The sequence below is a fragment of the Sphingobium sp. TomMM35A genome (assembly GCF_054771735.1).
In genome coordinates, this window is sequence record NZ_BSRC01000001.1 from 690,470 (window position 1) to 707,150 (window position 16,681).

18 protein-coding genes and 1 pseudogene are annotated in these 16,681 nt (G+C 61.9%); 15 read left to right on the forward strand and 4 right to left on the reverse strand.

Annotation, left to right across the window (positions count from 1 at the left end):
• Positions 1-51: 51 nt before the first annotated feature.
• Genes cpaB through ACYU8T_RS03500 form a run of 13 tightly spaced genes read left to right on the forward strand, consistent with a single transcriptional unit; the run spans position 52 to position 12,377 of the window.
• Positions 52-981: a Flp pilus assembly protein CpaB gene (gene cpaB, locus ACYU8T_RS03440; RefSeq protein WP_461158517.1), complete on the forward strand. Its 930-nt coding sequence runs from the start codon at positions 52-54 to the stop codon at positions 979-981.
• Entirely contained in the window at positions 968-2,458 is a 1,491-nt protein-coding gene (locus ACYU8T_RS03445; protein WP_461158518.1) for a type II and III secretion system protein family protein, read from the forward strand. The genes cpaB and ACYU8T_RS03445 overlap by 14 nt, the downstream gene beginning before the upstream one ends.
• A 14-nt stretch (positions 2,459-2,472) precedes the next feature.
• Positions 2,473-2,754 (forward strand): hypothetical protein, encoded by a 282-nt coding sequence (locus ACYU8T_RS03450; protein ID WP_247230849.1) that lies wholly within the window; start codon positions 2,473-2,475, stop codon positions 2,752-2,754.
• A 59-nt stretch (positions 2,755-2,813) separates the two neighbouring features.
• On the forward strand, positions 2,814-4,466 hold the full coding sequence (locus ACYU8T_RS03455; RefSeq protein ID WP_461158519.1) for a pilus assembly protein TadG-related protein: 1,653 nt from the start codon (positions 2,814-2,816) through the stop codon (positions 4,464-4,466).
• A 5-nt stretch (positions 4,467-4,471) separates the two neighbouring features.
• A complete protein-coding gene (locus ACYU8T_RS03460) occupies positions 4,472-4,996 on the forward strand; it encodes a TadE family protein (RefSeq protein ID WP_461158520.1) in 525 nt (174 codons plus the stop codon).
• Positions 4,993-5,640, forward strand: a complete 648-nt coding sequence (locus tag ACYU8T_RS03465) for a TadE/TadG family type IV pilus assembly protein (protein ID WP_461158521.1) — start codon at positions 4,993-4,995, stop codon at positions 5,638-5,640. Before ACYU8T_RS03460 ends, ACYU8T_RS03465 begins: the two co-directional genes overlap by 4 nt.
• A gap of 20 nt (positions 5,641-5,660) precedes the next feature.
• Positions 5,661-6,869, forward strand: a complete 1,209-nt coding sequence (locus tag ACYU8T_RS03470; protein ID WP_461159736.1) for an AAA family ATPase — start codon at positions 5,661-5,663, stop codon at positions 6,867-6,869.
• Positions 6,869-8,227, forward strand: a complete 1,359-nt coding sequence (locus ACYU8T_RS03475) for a CpaF family protein (RefSeq protein WP_461158522.1) — start codon at positions 6,869-6,871, stop codon at positions 8,225-8,227. The genes ACYU8T_RS03470 and ACYU8T_RS03475 overlap by 1 nt, the downstream gene beginning before the upstream one ends.
• Positions 8,224-9,228: a type II secretion system F family protein gene (locus ACYU8T_RS03480; RefSeq protein WP_461158523.1), complete on the forward strand. Its 1,005-nt coding sequence runs from the start codon at positions 8,224-8,226 to the stop codon at positions 9,226-9,228. The genes ACYU8T_RS03475 and ACYU8T_RS03480 overlap by 4 nt, the downstream gene beginning before the upstream one ends.
• A 4-nt stretch (positions 9,229-9,232) precedes the next feature.
• Positions 9,233-10,204: a type II secretion system F family protein gene (locus ACYU8T_RS03485; RefSeq protein ID WP_461158524.1), complete on the forward strand. Its 972-nt coding sequence runs from the start codon at positions 9,233-9,235 to the stop codon at positions 10,202-10,204.
• A gap of 21 nt (positions 10,205-10,225) precedes the next feature.
• Positions 10,226-11,029, forward strand: coding sequence for a tetratricopeptide repeat protein (locus ACYU8T_RS03490; protein WP_461158525.1), 804 nt, complete (start codon positions 10,226-10,228; stop codon positions 11,027-11,029).
• Positions 11,026-11,856, forward strand: a complete 831-nt coding sequence (locus ACYU8T_RS03495) for a tetratricopeptide repeat protein (protein ID WP_461158526.1) — start codon at positions 11,026-11,028, stop codon at positions 11,854-11,856. The genes ACYU8T_RS03490 and ACYU8T_RS03495 overlap by 4 nt, the downstream gene beginning before the upstream one ends.
• A complete protein-coding gene (locus tag ACYU8T_RS03500) occupies positions 11,853-12,377 on the forward strand; it encodes an A24 family peptidase (protein ID WP_461158527.1) in 525 nt (174 codons plus the stop codon). Before ACYU8T_RS03495 ends, ACYU8T_RS03500 begins: the two co-directional genes overlap by 4 nt.
• Before the next feature lie 130 nt (positions 12,378-12,507).
• Here the strand turns inward: ACYU8T_RS03500 and ACYU8T_RS03505 are convergent, their stop codons facing one another.
• From ACYU8T_RS03505 to purS, 3 genes are all read right to left on the reverse strand, one after another.
• Complete coding sequence (locus tag ACYU8T_RS03505) at positions 12,508-13,368, reverse strand: FkbM family methyltransferase (protein ID WP_461158528.1); 861 nt, start codon at positions 13,366-13,368, stop codon at positions 12,508-12,510.
• Between the two features lie 398 nt (positions 13,369-13,766).
• Entirely contained in the window at positions 13,767-14,441 is a 675-nt protein-coding gene (gene purQ, locus ACYU8T_RS03510) for a phosphoribosylformylglycinamidine synthase subunit PurQ (protein WP_461158529.1), read from the reverse strand.
• 3 nt (positions 14,442-14,444) lie between these two features.
• The gene (purS, locus tag ACYU8T_RS03515) at positions 14,445-14,678 is read right to left on the reverse strand and encodes a phosphoribosylformylglycinamidine synthase subunit PurS (protein WP_097091917.1); all 234 of its coding nucleotides are present in this window, start codon (positions 14,676-14,678) and stop codon (positions 14,445-14,447) included.
• 125 nt (positions 14,679-14,803) lie between these two features.
• Here purS and ACYU8T_RS03520 point away from each other — a divergent pair, with 125 nt between their 5' ends.
• Both ACYU8T_RS03520 and ACYU8T_RS03525 read left to right on the forward strand, forming a co-directional pair.
• The gene (locus ACYU8T_RS03520; RefSeq protein WP_176502204.1) at positions 14,804-14,953 is read left to right on the forward strand and encodes a hypothetical protein; all 150 of its coding nucleotides are present in this window, start codon (positions 14,804-14,806) and stop codon (positions 14,951-14,953) included.
• 55 nt (positions 14,954-15,008) lie between these two features.
• Positions 15,009-15,753: pseudogene (locus ACYU8T_RS03525) on the forward strand (sulfite exporter TauE/SafE family protein).
• A 30-nt stretch (positions 15,754-15,783) separates the two neighbouring features.
• Here the strand turns inward: ACYU8T_RS03525 and purC are convergent.
• Positions 15,784-16,566, reverse strand: a complete 783-nt coding sequence (gene purC / locus ACYU8T_RS03530) for a phosphoribosylaminoimidazolesuccinocarboxamide synthase (protein WP_097091915.1) — start codon at positions 16,564-16,566, stop codon at positions 15,784-15,786.
• Positions 16,567-16,681 lie beyond the last annotated feature (115 nt).

Here is a 16,681-nt window from a genome sequence, read left to right on the forward strand (position 1 = left end):
GGCCGCGCTGCGGCCGGCCAGACTTAATCCACAATTCCGGGGGGAGTTGTCGTGGGGCAGCGCAGATCTCTAATCTTTCTTGGCTTCGCGATCTTGCTGGGTCTGGCGGCGGTATTTGTCGCCAATAGCTATTTGAGCAGGGCGGAGCAGGCGCAGGCAACGCCGCAAGGCGGTATGGCCAAGGTCGTCGTCGCGTCGATGCCGCTGGCCTTTGGGACGGCGGTGACGCCGGAAAAGATCAGGGTGGTCGATTGGCCTGCGGCTTCCGTGCCTCCCGGTGCTTTTCGTGATCCGGTCCAGCTCACGTCTCTCGGCAAGCAGCGTGTGGTGCTGCGGCAGATCGAGCCGGGTGAGCCGATCCTGACATCCAAGCTGTCCGCAGAGGGAGGCCGCGCCACCATGTCCGGTGTGCTGCGGCCCGAAATGCGTGCTGTGGCGGTTCGCGTGAGCGACGTGGCGGCGGCGGGCGGCTTTGTGCTGCCGGGCGACACCGTGGATGTCTTCGTCACACGGACCGCGCAGGACGGCATGGGCGGCGGCGGTCAGCAGATCACCGATGTGCTGCTTCAGAATATCCGCGTGATCGCGATCGACCAGAATGCCAATGACAGTTCGAAAGATCCGGCAATCGGCAAGACCGCCACGCTGGAAGTCAATCAGGTCGATGCGCAGAAGCTGGTTCTGGGCCAGCAGGTCGGCCAGCTGACACTGGTACTGCGCAACGTGACCGATGAACCGAACCCGGCGGTACAGACGGTGGGGACGGAGGACCTGCGCGACGGGGCTTATGTCGGCGGTTTTTCGGCTTCGCGCGGCCGGATTGCCGAAGCGGCCTATCTGCCTGCTCCGGTGCCCGTGATGCGTGCGCCGCGTCGCACTGTCCCCAAGAATGTTTCCGCTCTGCCAGCGACCGCATCGGTCGAGATCGTCCGCGGCACGACCGGCACCAGCTATGAGGTGAAGCGCTATGGTTCCCGCTAAGTCCTTGTCCATGCTGGCGCTGGGGACGGCGCTGGCTTTCGGGGTGGCGACATCCGCTCCGGCGCAGATCGCCTCGCTGACCGCCAGCAATGTGGATCATGCGGGGCAGCTGGACGTGCCGCTCAACAAGAGCCAGGTGCTGACGGTCGACCGGCCTTTTTCCAAGGCTCTGGTGGGCAATCAGGAGGTCGCCGACATCCTGCCGATGACCAACCGGTCGCTCTATGTGCTGGGCAAGAAGGTGGGGACGACCAGCCTTACTCTCTATGACAGCCGCAACATGCTGATCGCGGTGGTCGATGTGGCGGTGGGGCCGGACGTCGTGACGTTGAAGCGGCAGTTGTCCGAGCTGATCCCGGGCGAGCAGATCGGCGCGCGCATTTCCAATGACGCGGTGGTGCTGACGGGGACGGTGTCGAGCGCTTCGGCTGTGGATCGCGCGGTGCAGATCGCCCGGACCTATGCGGGTGGGGACGAGAAGGTCGTCAACATGCTGTCGGTCGGTGCTTCGCAGCAGGTGATGCTGGAGGTGCGCTTTTCGGAGGTGAACCGGTCGGCGGCGAAGGATATCGGGCTGAACCACAGCTTTGTCGGCAACAGGACCGTGGGCAGCATCGGCGATCTGTCGGCTGACTCGATCGTGCCGACGAACAATGGGCGGACGCCCACGATCGCACTGGATGGCCTGTCCGATGCCTTCGGCGTGGGGACATGGGCGTACAAGATCGGCAGCCTCAACATCTTTTCCGCGCTGGACGCGCTGGAGCGCAAGGGGCTGGTGAAGACGCTGGCCGAGCCGACGCTGGTGGCGCTCTCCGGTGAGACTGCGTCATTTCTGGCGGGTGGCGAATTCCCGATCCCGGTCGTGCAGAATGGCGGCGGCGGGGGCGGCAATGGCAATAATGGCATCACGGTCGAGTTCAAGCCGTTTGGCGTCAGCCTGGGCTTTACGCCCACGGTGCTGAGCGATGGCATCATCAACCTGGTGGTGGAGCCGGAGGTCAGCTCGATCGATCCTTCGGCGTCGGTGACGATCAACGGGCTGGTGGTGCCGGGATTGCTGACGCGGCGGGCCAAGACGGTGGTGGAACTGCGAGATGGGCAGTCCTTTGCCATCGCGGGGCTGCTGCGCAACGACTTCCAGGATACGGTGCGGCAGCTGCCGGTGCTGGGATCGATCCCGATCATCGGGGCGCTGTTCCGTTCGACCGGCTTCCAGAAGCAGCAGACCGAACTGGTCATGATCGTGACGCCGCGCCTCGTAAAGCCGATGCGGGCGGAGGATGTGCGCCTGCCGACCGACCGCGTGGGCAATCCGCATGAGCTGGACCTGTTCCTGATGGGGCGCACGGACAAGGCGGTGGGCATCAATCCGCTCAGTCCCGACGCGATGCCGCCGTCTTCGAAGCGGCCTGCGGCTCCGGCTCCGGCTGATCCGGCTCCGGCGGGCGCGGCGCAGAGTGGATATGAGCTATGAGGGAGAGGATGACCATGGGCCGGTTGATCGTCGCGGCGATGCTGGTTGGTCCGGCTTTGGCGGGATGTACCGCCAACGACCCGACCTTTGGCGGCGCGGTGCGCAGCAACTATGCGGTGCAGGTGATCAACCCCGAGCCGCGCTATGAAGGAGCGCTGGCCGAAGGCGGTGACGGCGCCCGCAGCGCGGCCGCGATCGAACGCTACCGCACCGACAAGGTGAAGAAGCCTGCGACCATCAGCACGACCTCCGGCACAGGCGGCGGGTCTGGTGGCGGCGGCTCGGGCGGCCGGTAAGGGGGGCTTCATCCATGTCTGCCCGTCGGAACAGCCTCCTGAGGTCAACCAGCGGTGCGGTGGCACCGACGGTGGCCCTGTCGCTTTTCGGTTTGATAGCTGCCGGTGGTATCGCGTTCGACTATGCGCGGATGGCGGCGATGGATACGGAGTTGCAGAATGCTGCTGATCAAGCAGCGTTGGCAGCCGCGACGCAGTTGGATGGAAAAGGAGATGCGTGCAAACGGGCGGCGAATGCTGCCGCCACGTTGATACAGAATGACACCCGCTTCGCTAACGATGGCAATAATAGCGGTCGAGCGGTCAGGATCCAAAACACCGGCGCATTCGATACGGCGCAGGCGTGCCCCAGCACGGCATCGATCAAATTCTACAAAAATAAGGATCGTAGTGGCACGGTTGCTTCGGTAGCAGATGCGCATTTCGTCGAGGTGACTGTCAGCCCACGCACCGCCTTTTTCGCTTTGACGCCGATTGTTGCGGTCATTTCGTCGGGTTCGTTGTCGGCCAAGGCCTATGCGGGTTTGGGGCAGGCGATCTGCAAGGTGCCTCCATTGATGATCTGCAATCCTGACGAGCCGGATGATCCAGGCACAACCGATTATGATTTTGATGTTGCAAGCCGGATCGGCAGAGGTCTGAAGCTCGTCTCGGTCGGAAATGGGAATAGCGCGTGGGCGCCCGGAAACTTCGGCTATCTGGATGTAGGAACCTCTACATCGAACCCGAACGTGGAACTGAGAGAGGCTCTTGGATGGATCACGTTGCCTGGCGAGTGTTCCAGCCTTGAAGGCGTGCAGACGAGAACAGGAGCAGGAACACCTGTCACTCAGGCCTTGAACACACGCTTCGATATTTATGAGAAGCCGAGCAACGATCCTCAATCTGGCAAGGGCAATAATGGGAACGGGAGCAATACTTCCTGCCCAAGCGGTGGCCTCTGCCCTCCGTCGATCAACACGGTAAAAGACGTAATCCGTAAGGGTAATGCCAATGGTGGCGATAAGTGTGGCTTTAAGAACAACGAGTGGGAATTACCGTCACCTGAATATCTGCCAACGTCGACTTCCGCTGATCTCCCGCTTGCCAGCATGCCCCAGGCTATGGGCTATCCTCGAGACAAATGCCATGCGGTATCGACGGCGGGAAGCTGCAGCACTAGCGGAGGAAAAGTCGGTGACGGTAATTGGGACAGGAACGCCTATTTTTACGTAAATTATGGATGGTCCAGTTCGCAATGGCCAAGCAACACGAGCACGGCCATGAACCCTTTGCCGTCAAACCCGACCCGATATGACGTGTATAAATGGGAGATAGTACATAGGGGCGAGATCATAGGTGGAAAAACCATACTTGCCCAGCGTCAGATCGGTAGCGGTACGTCTGCTCCGGTAGATCACGACTCTCCAGTGTGTTCTACAATTCAAACACCATCAAATGGTGGCGGAATTATTCCTGGAAACGGCAATGTGGATCGGAGAAGGATTTCCGCCGCTGTGATAAATTGCAAAAAGTATGATGTTCATGGAGGCGGCGGCACAGTCTACCCGGTGAAAAAGTGGATTGAGATGTTCCTGGTGGAGCCCTCCCTCAATCGAGAGCGCACCGATGCTAATGATGTTTATGTTGAGGTGATCGGTGAAACCGCGCTCGGAGGAGGATCGACTGCTGGACAGGTTACGCACCGTGCAGTTCCTTACTTGGTCGAGTGATAGCCATGGCCATACACCGCTTCAATCGTTTATTGAATTGTAACGCAGCAGCGGCTGCTGCCGAAATGGCGCTCATTACTCCTCTGCTGATCACCCTTATGTTCGGTTCATTCGAGTTGGGAAACTACTTCCTGAGCGAACACGTTGTCGTGAAGGCTGTACGAGACGGTGCCCGCTTCGCCGCGCGCCAGCCATTTTCTAACTTCGATTGTTCGGCCGGGACGATCGCGCAAAACGGTGTTGATGACCTCATCGTCAAGACGAAGAACCTGACCCGAACAGGCCAGATCGCAGACGGAGGACTGGAGCGGCTCAGGGGATGGACGGACCCGTCGACAGTATCCGTAACGCTGACTTGTCTAACAATTAGCAGCGGTAACTATTCCGGCATATACAAAGATATGACGAGCGTGCCCAAGGTGAAGGTATCGGCAGTAGTGCCATACAACTCTCTGTTCAATAATTTGGGATTTACCAGCGCATCTTTGAACCTCGTTTCAGAATCCGAAGCTCCGGTGCAGGGAATATGAAAAGAAAGCTAACTGATCTGCTGCGGGATCGGGCTGCGGGATCGGCCGCGGAATTTGCGCTGGTGCTCCCGCTTCTGCTCATTTTCTTGCTTGGGATTGTCGACGTCGGGCGACTTATGTGGACGTGGAACCAAGCCGAGAAGGCAACGCAAATGGGCGTCCGGTATGCGGTTGTGACCGAGCCGGTGCCGAGTGGACTGTCCACCTTCAATTTTGTGGGAACCGGCGGCCTTACTCAGGGTGACGCTATTTTGGGCACGGCTTACGGCGGGATGGCATGTACTAACCCGACGGGAACGGCGGCTAATCCGGTCGGGTCTGTGACCTGCGCCTGTACGGGTAACTGTCCATGGGGGACAGCAGCAGATTCTGGGGAGGACGTTCCTTTTAACCGCATATACAAGCATATGCAGAGATTTCTGTCGCCTTTGCAGCCAAAGAATTTGAAAGTTTTGTATCAACCCTCAGGACTGGGCTTTGCTGGCAATCCGCACGGACCGGATATTTCTCCCGTCGTTACGGTCGAACTCACCGGGCTTATTTTCAAGCCCGTATCCCTAAGTCTTTTCGGAGCCTCCGTCCCCCTACCCAGTTTCAGCGCCGCCCTCACCATGGAAGACGGCCAGGGCTCGCAGTCAAATTGAGGAACAAGATCTTGGGCATCGTGAACACAACGGAAGCGGCCGAGAGTTGGACCCTCAATGTGGGGGATGAGGGCATCTATCTGATCCTTTCGGAGCAGGAGGTTGCGGCTTCGGATATTCTGGGCGATCGGCTGGACGGACAGTCGTTGACGCTTTCCATGCTGCCGGTCGGGGGGGCTTTGCCGTCGCAACTGGTCGCAGAGGCGAAGGCCGTTATCCTGGAGGTGCAGCCGGATGACGAGGCGTCCATGCGGCGGCTTTCCGCCTTGCGGACGGCCAATCCGGCCTTGCTGGTGGTGGCGGCTGTGCGCAATGCGGAGATCCCTCTGGTGCGCGCGCTGTTGCGGAGCGGGATCAACGATGTCGTCGCGCTGCCTCTGCAAGCGAGTGAATTGTCGGCGACCATCGATCATCTGCGTGCGGAGATCGCCGCCAAGGGCGGGCGCGACGTCAAGACGGGCGCTCTGGTGTCGATCATCAAGAGCGTCGGCGGTGTAGGTGCGACGACGATCGCCACGCAGGCGGCCAGCCTGCATGCGCGGACGGTGAAGCAGGCTGGCGAGCGGGTGTGCCTGTTCGACTTTGATGTGCAGTTCGGCAATGCCGGGACGTTCCTGAACATCAGTTCGCCGCTGACGCTGGCGGATCTGCTACAGGGCGGGAACCGGGTCGATGCCGAGTTGCTCGGTTCCGTCACGGTGGAAACGCCGACCGGGCTGCATGTCGTCACCGCGCCCACGGAGATCATGCCGCTGGAAGCCATCAATGCCGATCAGGTGTTTCGTGTGGTCGAACTGGCGCAACGGAACTTCGACACGATCTATCTGGACTTGCCGGGCAATTGGACCAACTGGTCGATGTCGCTGGTGGCCCGGTCGGAAGTCGTATTCCTGGTGTGCGAACTGACCATCGCCAGCCTGCGTCAGGCGCGGCGGCAGATCGCATTGCTGCGCGATCAGGATATCGATCCGGCGCGCATCCATGTGATCGCCAACCGGGTGGAAAAGAAGCTGTTCCGGGCGATCGGGCTGGAGGATGCGGCAGCAGCGCTGGATCATCCCGTGACCCTGAGCATCGCAAACGACTTTCCGCTGGTCAGCTCTGCGCTGGATCAGGGGGTGCTGATCCAGGAATTGAAGGCGCGGAGCCGCATCTGCAAGGACATGGCCGACATTGTCGATTGCACCGTGCAGGCGGCTGAAGCACGGCGGGCGGCGGAGAAGGGCTGATGTGGCAAATCCGAAAGGGCGACAGCCGGTTTGAAACGCGGGACGAGGTAGGACCGACCGATGCCGAGCTGGTTCATTGGGAAGAGGACCGGCATACCGAGTTGAAGGTCGCGCTGCACCAGAAGCTGATCGACCTCATTAACCTGTCTGCGCTGGAAAATATGTCGCGAGCGCAGGTGGAAGCGGAAGTGGGCGAAATCGTCCATGAGCAGTTGGCGTTGCAGAAGCATGCGCTGAACCTGGAAGAGCGCAAGCGGCTGGTGTCCGACATATTGGACGAGTTGCTGGGCCTGGGGCCGTTGGAGCCGCTGCTGAAGGATCAGAGCGTCACCGACATATTGGTGAACGGGCACAAGATCGTCTTTGTCGAGCGCGGCGGGCGGCTGGTGGAAACGGCGGCGCGCTTCAAGGATGAGAAGCATCTGCTGCGCATCATCCAGAAGATCGTGGCGGCTGTCGGGCGGCGCGTGGACGAAGCTTCGCCCTTTGTCGATGCGCGTCTGGCCGACGGGTCGCGCGTCAATGCGGTGGTGCCGCCGCTGGCGGTCGATGGATCGCTGCTGTCCATTCGCAAATTCGCCAAGGTGCCGATCAGCATGGCGCGGCTTTCGGAACTGGGCAGCGTGCCCGCGCCGATGGCGCAGGTGCTGGCGGCGGTGGTTGCTGCCCGGCGCAATGTGCTCATTTCGGGCGGCACGGGGTCGGGCAAGACGACGCTGCTGAACGCCATGTCGGCGAGCATCGATGAGGCCGAGCGGATCGTGACGATCGAGGACTCCGCCGAGCTTCAGTTGCAGCAGCGGCATGTGGTGCGGCTGGAGACGCGGCCGCCGAATATCGAGGGGCGAGGCGAGGTCACGCAGCGCGACCTGGTGAAGAACGCGCTGCGTATGCGGCCCGACCGCATCATCGTGGGCGAAGTGCGCGCCGGTGAGGCGTTCGACATGCTCCAGGCGATGAACACCGGCCATGATGGGTCGATGACGACGGTCCACGCCAATACGCCGCGCGATGCGTTGTCCCGTGTCGAGCAGATGATCGGCATGAGCGGCATCGACATTTCGCCGCGGTCGGCCCGGGCGCAGATCGCTTCGGCTCTGAATGTCATCGTGCAGGTGGGGCGTCTGTCGGACGGCCGCCGCCGCCTGATGAGCATTTCGGAGATCACCGGCATGGAGGGGGAGGTCATCACCATGCAGGAAATCTTCCGCTTCAAGATGACCGGCCGCGAGGAAAATGGGATGGTGCGCGGTCATTTCGAGGCGACCGGCATCCGGCCCAAGTTCATGAACGAACTGTCCGACCGGGGCATCCATCTGCCTGCCGAACTCTTCCGTCCCGATGCGGTGGTGCAATGATCAATCCGCTTTACATCCGTGCCTTTGTCCTCGTCCTGCTGTTTGCGGCGGTGATCCTGACGATCGAGGGCGTCCATGGCTGGTTCCGGGCACGCGCTGGCAAGGAGCGGGTGGTCAACAAGCGGTTGAAGATGATCGCGCAGGGCTTTGAGCGGAGCACTGTGCTGTCGCGGTTGCGGCGCAATGACGACAGCATGAACTTCAACCATGACAGCGTCTTTGGGCGGATGGCTCTGGGCGTCGTGCGGTCGCTGCATGGCGCTGGCCTGAGCGTGCCCGCGCGGACAGTGCTGACGTTCATGGGCATGGGCACGGGCGTGCTGTTCCTGATCGTGGTGATCGGCGCGCTGGCGGCGGGATATGGCATGACGGTGGGCATGATCGTGATGGCGGGGGCTTTTGCCGTGTCGCTGGGCGTGCTGCTGCCGGTGATGGTGCTCAGCCGGTTGAGCCAGCGGCGGCGCAAGAAGATGGAGGAGCAGTTTCCCGTTGCGCTCGATACGTTCGTGCGTGGCCTGCGCGCCGGGCACCCGATCGCAGCGGCGCTGGACCTGCTGACCAAGGAGATGAAGGACCCGATCGGCAGCGAGTTCGGCATCGTCGTCGATGAGGTGACCTATGGGTCCGACCTGCGCGATGCTTTGCAGCGCATGGCGGAACGGTGGGACATGAACGAGATGCACATGTTCGTGACGTCGCTGTCGGTGCAGGCGGAGACGGGGGGCAACCTGGCCGAGATATTGGAAAATCTGTCGCTGGTGATCCGTGAACGGGCGAGCCTGTTCATGAAGGTCCGGGCGCTGAGTTCCGAAGGGCGGATGACGGCGGTCATGCTGACGGCGCTGCCGATCCTGGCGTTCGTCGCGCTGTTCCTGCTCAATCCCGCCTTTTACCTGGATATCGCGCAGGACCCGATGTTCATCTTCGGCTTTTCCGGGCTCATCATCCTCTACATCGTCGGCTTTGTCACGATACGCCGCATGGTTGATTTGAAAGTGTGACCTGATGCTGGATTTCGCCCTGATTTCGCAATTGCGGCCGGTGCTGCTGGTCCTGCTGTTCGTCGCGATCGTGGCGATCGTCTATGGCGTGACGGAGATGATCGCGCGCACGTCGCGAGTGCGCAGCCGGCTCGACATCGTGAGCGAGGCGGGGAGCGCCGTGCAAGGCGGCGGGCAGTCGCTGCGCAATGAACGCAACAACAGCGAATGGAAGAAGCTGGTCGACCGGATCGAGAAGCTTGGCATTTCGCTGGCGGACACGAAGAATGATGCCTTGCGCAAGCGGTTGATCGCAGCGGGCTATCCTTCGCCCGAGGCGCCGAAGATATTCACATTCGTCCGGCTGGTGCTGACGCTCGCGCTGCCCGCGGTGCTGGTGCTGATGTCGCTGAACAAGCCTGAGCCGCCGAGCCCCATGAAGCTCTATTTCATGGCGATGGGCGTCGCGGTGATGGGGCTGTATTTGCCGAACCTCTTCATCTCCGCCAAGGCAGCGCGGCGGCAGGAGGCGATCGTCCATGGCTTTCCCGATGCGCTGGACCTGATGCTGGTGTGCGTAGAGGCGGGGCTTGGGCTGGAAGCGGCGATGGACCGGGTGGGGCGGGAGCTTGCCATATCACATCCGCTGGTGTCGCAGACGCTAGGCAAGGTCGTGCTGGAACTGCGCGCGGGGCGGAGCCGGGCGGACGCGCTGCGGCGGATGGCCGACGATGTCGATGTGGATGAGATCCGCTCCTTCGCAACGCTGCTGATCCAGTCGGACCAGCTGGGTTCGAGCGTCGGGCAGACGCTGCGCGTCTATGCGGCGGAAATGCGGGAGAAGCGGCGGATGCGGGCGGAGGAGAAAGCGCATCGATTGCCGGTGCTGCTGTCCGTGCCGCTGGTCGCGTGCATGCTGCCGGTGATGATCGGCGTGCTGATGTTGCCCGCAGTGGTGCGCGTGGTGCGGGATATATTGCCGGTCATGACACGGTAGAGGGAACGAGGGGGGACAGGCATGATGAGACGGATAGTGGCGATCGCGCTCATCTTCGCGAGCGGGGCATGCAGTTCTGGAAACCGGGATGTGGCGATCCGGCCGGTGAACGCCGATGCTGCGGCGGTGGCAACGGCGACGGAGGCACTGGCGCGCGGACAATTGCTGTTTTCCCGTGGCGAGCATGCACTGGCGCTGGACGCATTCAGACGGGCTGTGCGGCAGGAGCCGGGTAACGCCACTGCGCTGAACGGCGTGGCGATCAGCTATGCCGCGATGGGGCGGCACGACCTGGCGCGACAATATTTCGAACTGGCGCTGGCCCGTGCGCCGCTGGACGAGCGGGTCCATCGCAACTTTGCACGGAGCCTGATGGCGCAAGGATTGCAGGATGACGCCGATGCTCTGCTGGCGGAGATCGGGCAGGGGGCTGGCTTGGCCGGGGCGCGGCGTGTCACGCTGGCGCAGTTGGCGGCAACGGGAGCGGGGAAGCCTGCGGCCGCCGTGCAGACCGGCGGGCTGGAACTGGAACGCATTTCCATGGGCGAGGTGCGGCTGCGCACGACAGCCGCGAGCAACGGCCAGCCAGTGCTGCCGGGGCGGCGCACGGCGCAGCTGAATACCGCGATCGTCACCGTGGCGAATAGGGACGGAGCATCCCCGGCCGTCTCGCTGTCGCGCGAGCTGAAGGCTCAGATCGTCAAATCTGCAGCGCCGGCGGACGCGCCCTCCTGCAGCGGAGGCAGTTGTCCGGCGATGGCTGGCGGTGATGAGCCGGACCGGCTGTTTGAGAAGCTGTGGAAGTGGAGCGGAGGGCAGGGATGAGCCTGCTGCTCCTGTTGCTGGCGGCGGCGGCGAATGCGCCAGTTGCGGAGGCCTCTGGAGCGACAGTTGGTGCGCCGATGGATTATGGCCGGTTGATCGACAATGCGATCGACGGGAACCGGGTCATCCAGGCCGACACGATGCTGGCACAATGGCGGGCCGACCCCGCGCCGGGTGACAAGGCCGGTATCGCGATTGCCGAGGCGCGCCTGGCGCTGGCCAAGGGACAGGATGCGGAGGCGGAGGCGCGATTTGCCGCGCTGGCTCAGGCCGGCATGACGGATTGCCGGATCGATGAAGGGCTGGGCATCGCGCGGTTACGGCTTGGACGACCTCAGCAGGCGGCAGAGCTTCTGCGCCGCGCCGCCGACCATTGCGATCGGAGCTGGCGGACATGGAATGCACTGGGCGTGGCTTATGATGCGGGCAAGTCGTGGGCGCTGAGCGCGGCGGCCTATGAGCGTGCCTTTCAGCTCACCGGCAGGCCCGTTCAGGTGCTCAACAATTATGGGCTGTCCCTGATGGCGCAGGGTGAGGCGGAGAAGGCGGCCGTGATATTCGACCAGGCGCGCCGGATGGCGCCTGATGATGCGCGGATCATCTCGAACGGGGATGCGGCGCAGATCATGGCAGGACGTGACATAGAAAGGCGTGCCGAGGATGATGCCGGCAGCTGGGCCAAGCGGCTGGGCGATGCCGGTCAGGTGGCGATGCGCATGGGGGATGCGGTGAAGGCGCGCGCTTATCTGAGCCGCGCGATGACGGAAGCGGAAAGCTATCAGCCGAAGGCGGCGGCCGCCCTGGCGGCGATGGGGGCGAGGCCATGATGAAGGACCTCATCCTGCTGGCCGTATCCGGGGTCCTTCTGGCGGCTGCGATCGAGGATATTGCGCGGTTGAGAATTTCCAACATCTTCCCTCTCCTGATCCTGGGATTGTTCGTGCCCTGGGTCGCCGTGACCGGGTGGGAGAATGACATCTGGCAGAATGGAACGCTGTTCCTGGCCGTCTTTGCCCTTGGATGCCTGCTGTTCGCGATGCGGTGGATGGGCGGGGGTGACGTCAAGCTGCTGGCGGCGTGCGCGCTGTGGTTCGATTGGGGCGCGGCGCTGCCTTGGTTCGTCTATGTGACGGTGGGCGGTGGCCTGCTTGCCTTGCTGATCATGGTGGGGCGGCGGATGGTGCCCAAAGCGGTGCGGGAGGGCTCCTCGCTGGCGATCTTTGCAGCGGGCGGGCCTATTCCTTATGGCGTCGCGATTGCTGCCGGGACGGTGATGGCGCTGTATATGGTGGGGCCTAATCCTAGCGGCGTGGCGCATCTGCCGGAGTTTGTGCGGGGGTTGAGGTAGGGCGGGGGTTGGGCTGTGTGGACCTGCCCTGGTTATGTAATCTGCCGAGAAAGCTCGCTTCGCTCGCGCCACCCCTAGCCCCTCCCGCCTGCGGGAGGGAATGACTTGGCTGGGTGGATCGGGCGCTTTTTCAGCTTTGCTCCCTTTGTGAAAAACGCTGCGCTTGCTCGATTGGGATAAAGAAGCGATTTGGTCCTTGATCTGCGGCCGGCCCGAAGGTGTTGAGGCGGCTGTCGTACGCCAAATAACCAGCCCGCGCCATTTCACGCATTACCTCATCTTCTTGCTCGGTGACCTCAATCATGAGCTTTGGTCGGTGGCGCAACAGGCAGTCTTTCATACCCTTAAGAGCGATGGCTTCGGCGCCTTCAATATCGATCTTGATGAAGTCAGGTTTCAACTCCCTAGATGCCACAAACTGATCGAGTGTCGTAGTCTCAACCGTTGTCATTCTATAATCCGCACTCGTGTATGCATTTCGGCTATTCTCTGAAAGATTGGCGTAGTCTTTAACGAGAGTGGAGTTTTGACCTGACAAATCTTCAACATAAAATGTTGCTGTCGAAGCTCTATCACTTACGGCAAGTGGTACCACCTCCAACTGTTTACATGGTGCCGTATTGGCATTTAGATATTCCAGGTTGTCTTTGCTGGGCTCGAATGCAAATACCTTCCCGTTACGACCAACGAGATCTGCGATGTACATGCTGATATAGCCAATGTGAGCACCTACCTCGATTACCGTGTCGGCCTTTCGAATGACTTTCGGTAGGCTTGTCATGACGCCCCACTCCCGTCGCCGCGCATGATACCAGTAGCCGCGATGGCGAAGGATGTTCAATCTGAGCCGTGCCCCTGCAACCCAATGGTGCGAAATCTTGATGTCGCGATCGCCTGCGCGGGTGAGAACAGCAAAAACGAGCCGCCGCAGCGTAGAATTTCGGTGCCAGTCGGCTGAATGCGCAAGGGAGATCAAAGACCGAATAGACATGGCAGTCGCCCCTAAAACCTGAACAGCCTGAAACGCGGTCCCCCCTTTTCGCTATTGCCGCATAGGGGATCGCTCGTAACGAATATACCCAGCGAAAGTTGCGTACGGCGGAAGATAAAGATCGCTTCCTGCTGTGCGGCTCTTTCCCTCCCAGCGTGACAATGATTCCTAGCGACCATGGCGGACGGTTTGTGGTTTGTGCCACCTTGAAAGACAAGGGTGGGCAAAGGTTCGCGATTAGTCGTTAGCTCACGATAGAGACCGTCACACAGCGCAAGCCAGGGTCTCAGGCGACGGCATCGCCAGCCTCTTGAGATCCCAGCGTTCGCTGGGATGACGGGTGCGACGTGGTGGATCGGGGACGTAAAGACAGATGTGAATAGGGCGACGGGCCGGGGTCAGGCGTTGGCCAACAGTCCCTCTACCAGACCTTCGAACAGGCGGCGGCCGTCGGTTTTGCCGTGGGCTGGTTCGATCACGCGTTCGGGGTGGGGCATCATGCCCAGGACATTGCCTGCTTCGTTGAGAATGCCGGCGATGTTGCGGGCGGAGCCGTTGATGTTGTCGGCGTAGCGCAGGGCGACGCGGCCTTCGCCTTCGAGGCGGTCGAGCGTTGCGCTGTCAGCGAAATAATTGCCGTCATGATGGGCGACGGGGAAGGTCACCTGTTCGCCAGCGGCATAGCGGCTGGTGAAGGCGCTCTGGGCGTTTTCTACGGTCAGGGAAGCGTCGCGGCAGACGAAATGGCCGCCTGCGTTGCGCAGCAGTGCGCCGGGCAGGAGGCCGCTTTCGGTCAGCACCTGGAAGCCGTTGCAGATGCCCAGCACATAGGTGCCGCGCTCGGCCGCCTTGGCCACCGCCTGCATCACGGGCGAGCGCGCCGCCATCGCGCCGGAGCGCAGATAGTCGCCATAGGAAAAGCCGCCGGGTACGCCGATCAGGTCGATGCCTTCGGGCAGTTCGGTGTCGCGGTGCCAGACCATGACCGGCTTTTCACCGCTCACCGCCTCGAAAGCCACGGCGAGGTCGCGGTCGCAATTGCTGCCGGGGAAGACGATGACGGCGCTCTTCATGGCTCAGGCCACCTTTTCGATGCGGTAGTTTTCGATGACGGTGTTGGCGAGGAGCTTGCGGCACATGGCGTCGATATCGTCATCGCTGGTGCCATCGGCAAGGTCGAGCTCAATGAGCTTGCCCGCGCGCACGTCATTGACGCCGGAAAAGCCGAGGCCGTCGAGCGCGTGGTGGATCGCCTTACCCTGCGGGTCGAGAACCCCGCCCTTGAGGGTGACGAAGATGCGGGCTTTCATGAGGCCAAAACTCCGTGGATTGCTATGGCGCACCCCCTAGTCGCGTGGGGCGGGACAAGCAAGGCATTATCCCTTTCTTAGCGATTGGCCGCTATGGTTGGGGCAGGGGATAGAGGGTTTTCAAGATGGCTGGTCTGGCACTGGCGATGTTTGTGGGGCTTTTCGCCTTTGGGCAGCAGATCGTCGGCTATGACGATCCGCATGGCCGCGTGCAGTTGGCCCTGCTTGCCACATTCGCTTTCGGCGTTCTGATCGGATATCGGGCAAGCGCCTGAACCTTTGCGAAAAATGCTGTTCGCTCAGGGCCCCGCCTTCCTTTAGGGCGGGGTCATGAGCGGTGACTATCTCTATTACACATGCGCGATCGTGGCGGTGGTTCTTTCGGGCCTTGCCAAGGGCGGTTTTGCCGGGGCGGGCGATGCCGATCATGGCGCTGGGCATCGATCCGGTGCGGGCGGCGGCGATCATGCTGCCTATCCTCATTTTGCAGGATGCGGTGAGCGTCTGGTCGTTTCGGCGCAGCTGGGACCGGCATATATTGAAGGTGATGATGCCCGGCATGGTTGTCGGCGTGGGGCTGGGCTATCTGTTCGCTGCGCAGGTGCCGGAAACGGCTGTGCTGGGAGCGCTCGGCTTTATCTCGACGCTGTTCGGGGCGCAGCGGCTTTGGATCGAGCGGGGCGGGAAGGTGGTGCTGCCGTCGAGTTCGCCGGACTGGGTCGGGACCTTGCTGGGGGTCGCGAGCGGCTTTACGAGCCAGATCGCGCACGCAGGCGCGCCGCCATTCCAGATGTGGGTGTTGCCCAAGCGGCTGGCGCGCGACGTGCTGGTGGGCACGACCGCGATCGCCTTTGCCGTGATGAACTGGATCAAGGTGCCCGCTTATGCGGCGCTGGGGCAGTTTACGCGCGCCAACCTGATGGCGACGGCGATGCTGGCGCCGCTGGCGATCGGGGCGACCTATGCGGGCGTTTTGTTGGTGCGCAGGGTCGATCCGGCGCGATTCTACACGCTGATCTACGTGTTGATGGTGCTTTTGGGGATCAAGCTGATGGTGGATGCGGTGGTGGGGTGAGGAGGTTCACCCCACCACGCGCTTGGCCAATCAGTCCTTGCTGCGCTTCTTGCGGTGGGTGTCGAGGTCGAGGACGGTCGTATCCGCGCCTTCGGGCAGCAGGCCCAGGCGGCGGGCGACTTCCTGATAGGCTTCGACTTCGCCGCCAAGGTCGCGGCGGAACCGGTCCTTGTCCAGCTTTTCGCCGGTGTTCATGTCCCACAGTCGGCAGCCGTCCGGGCTGATTTCGTCCGCCAGGATGATGCGGCTATAGTCGCCGTCCCACAAGCGGCCGAACTCCAGCTTGAAGTCGATCAGGCGGATGCCGATGGCGGCGAAGAGGCCGCACATGAAGTCGTTGATGCGGATCGCCATGTCGGCGATGTCGTGCATCTCTTCCTGGCTGGCCCAGCCGAAGCAGGCGATATGTTCTTCGGACACGAGCGGGTCGCCCAGCGCGTCATCCTTGTAGCAATATTCGATCAGGGTACGGGGCAGCTGCGTGCCTTCCTCGATCCCCAGCTTCTTGCTGAGTGATCCGGCGGCGACATTGCGGACCACGACTTCGATCGGCACGATTTCGACCTGGCGAACGAGTTGTTCGCGCATGTTGAGGCGGCGGATGAAATGGGTGGGGACGCCGATCTGGCCGAGCAGGGTGAAAATATGCTCGGAAATGCGGTTGTTGAGCACGCCCTTCCCGGAAATCGTGCCCTTTTTCTGCGCGTTGAAGGCGGTCGCATCGTCCTTGAAATATTGGATGATCGTGCCGGGTTCAGGGCCTTCGTAAAGGATCTTTGCCTTGCCTTCGTAGATCTGGCGGCGACGGGCCATGCGCGTTCCTGTCTTCCCGAGAAAAGAATGTGCCCCGGCAACGCGAATCAAGAAGGATAAGCGGGTGCCGGGGCTGCTGGGCACGGCCCATAGACCAAAGCTGGCGGGGGTGCAA

What these genes read in the sequence shown, in the direction of transcription:
- ACYU8T_RS03460 (WP_461158520.1), top strand. Translation starts at nt 4,472, where the DNA reads ATGGCCATACACCGCTTCAATCGTTTATTGAATTGTAACGCAGCAGCG.
- purS (WP_097091917.1), bottom strand. Translation starts at nt 14,678, where the DNA reads ATGAAAGCCCGCATCTTCGTCACCCTCAAGGGCGGGGTTCTCGACCCG.
- ACYU8T_RS03475 (WP_461158522.1), top strand. Translation starts at nt 6,869, where the DNA reads ATGTGGCAAATCCGAAAGGGCGACAGCCGGTTTGAAACGCGGGACGAG.
- purQ (WP_461158529.1), bottom strand. Translation starts at nt 14,441, where the DNA reads ATGAAGAGCGCCGTCATCGTCTTCCCCGGCAGCAATTGCGACCGCGAC.
- ACYU8T_RS03520 (WP_176502204.1), top strand. Translation starts at nt 14,804, where the DNA reads ATGGCTGGTCTGGCACTGGCGATGTTTGTGGGGCTTTTCGCCTTTGGG.
- ACYU8T_RS03465 (WP_461158521.1), top strand. Translation starts at nt 4,993, where the DNA reads ATGAAAAGAAAGCTAACTGATCTGCTGCGGGATCGGGCTGCGGGATCG.
- ACYU8T_RS03500 (WP_461158527.1), top strand. Translation starts at nt 11,853, where the DNA reads ATGATGAAGGACCTCATCCTGCTGGCCGTATCCGGGGTCCTTCTGGCG.
- ACYU8T_RS03445 (WP_461158518.1), top strand. Translation starts at nt 968, where the DNA reads ATGGTTCCCGCTAAGTCCTTGTCCATGCTGGCGCTGGGGACGGCGCTG.
- ACYU8T_RS03495 (WP_461158526.1), top strand. Translation starts at nt 11,026, where the DNA reads ATGAGCCTGCTGCTCCTGTTGCTGGCGGCGGCGGCGAATGCGCCAGTT.
- ACYU8T_RS03490 (WP_461158525.1), top strand. Translation starts at nt 10,226, where the DNA reads ATGATGAGACGGATAGTGGCGATCGCGCTCATCTTCGCGAGCGGGGCA.
- ACYU8T_RS03450 (WP_247230849.1), top strand. Translation starts at nt 2,473, where the DNA reads ATGGGCCGGTTGATCGTCGCGGCGATGCTGGTTGGTCCGGCTTTGGCG.
- purC (WP_097091915.1), bottom strand. Translation starts at nt 16,566, where the DNA reads ATGGCCCGTCGCCGCCAGATCTACGAAGGCAAGGCAAAGATCCTTTAC.
- ACYU8T_RS03480 (WP_461158523.1), top strand. Translation starts at nt 8,224, where the DNA reads ATGATCAATCCGCTTTACATCCGTGCCTTTGTCCTCGTCCTGCTGTTT.
- ACYU8T_RS03505 (WP_461158528.1), bottom strand. Translation starts at nt 13,368, where the DNA reads ATGTCTATTCGGTCTTTGATCTCCCTTGCGCATTCAGCCGACTGGCAC.
- ACYU8T_RS03485 (WP_461158524.1), top strand. Translation starts at nt 9,233, where the DNA reads ATGCTGGATTTCGCCCTGATTTCGCAATTGCGGCCGGTGCTGCTGGTC.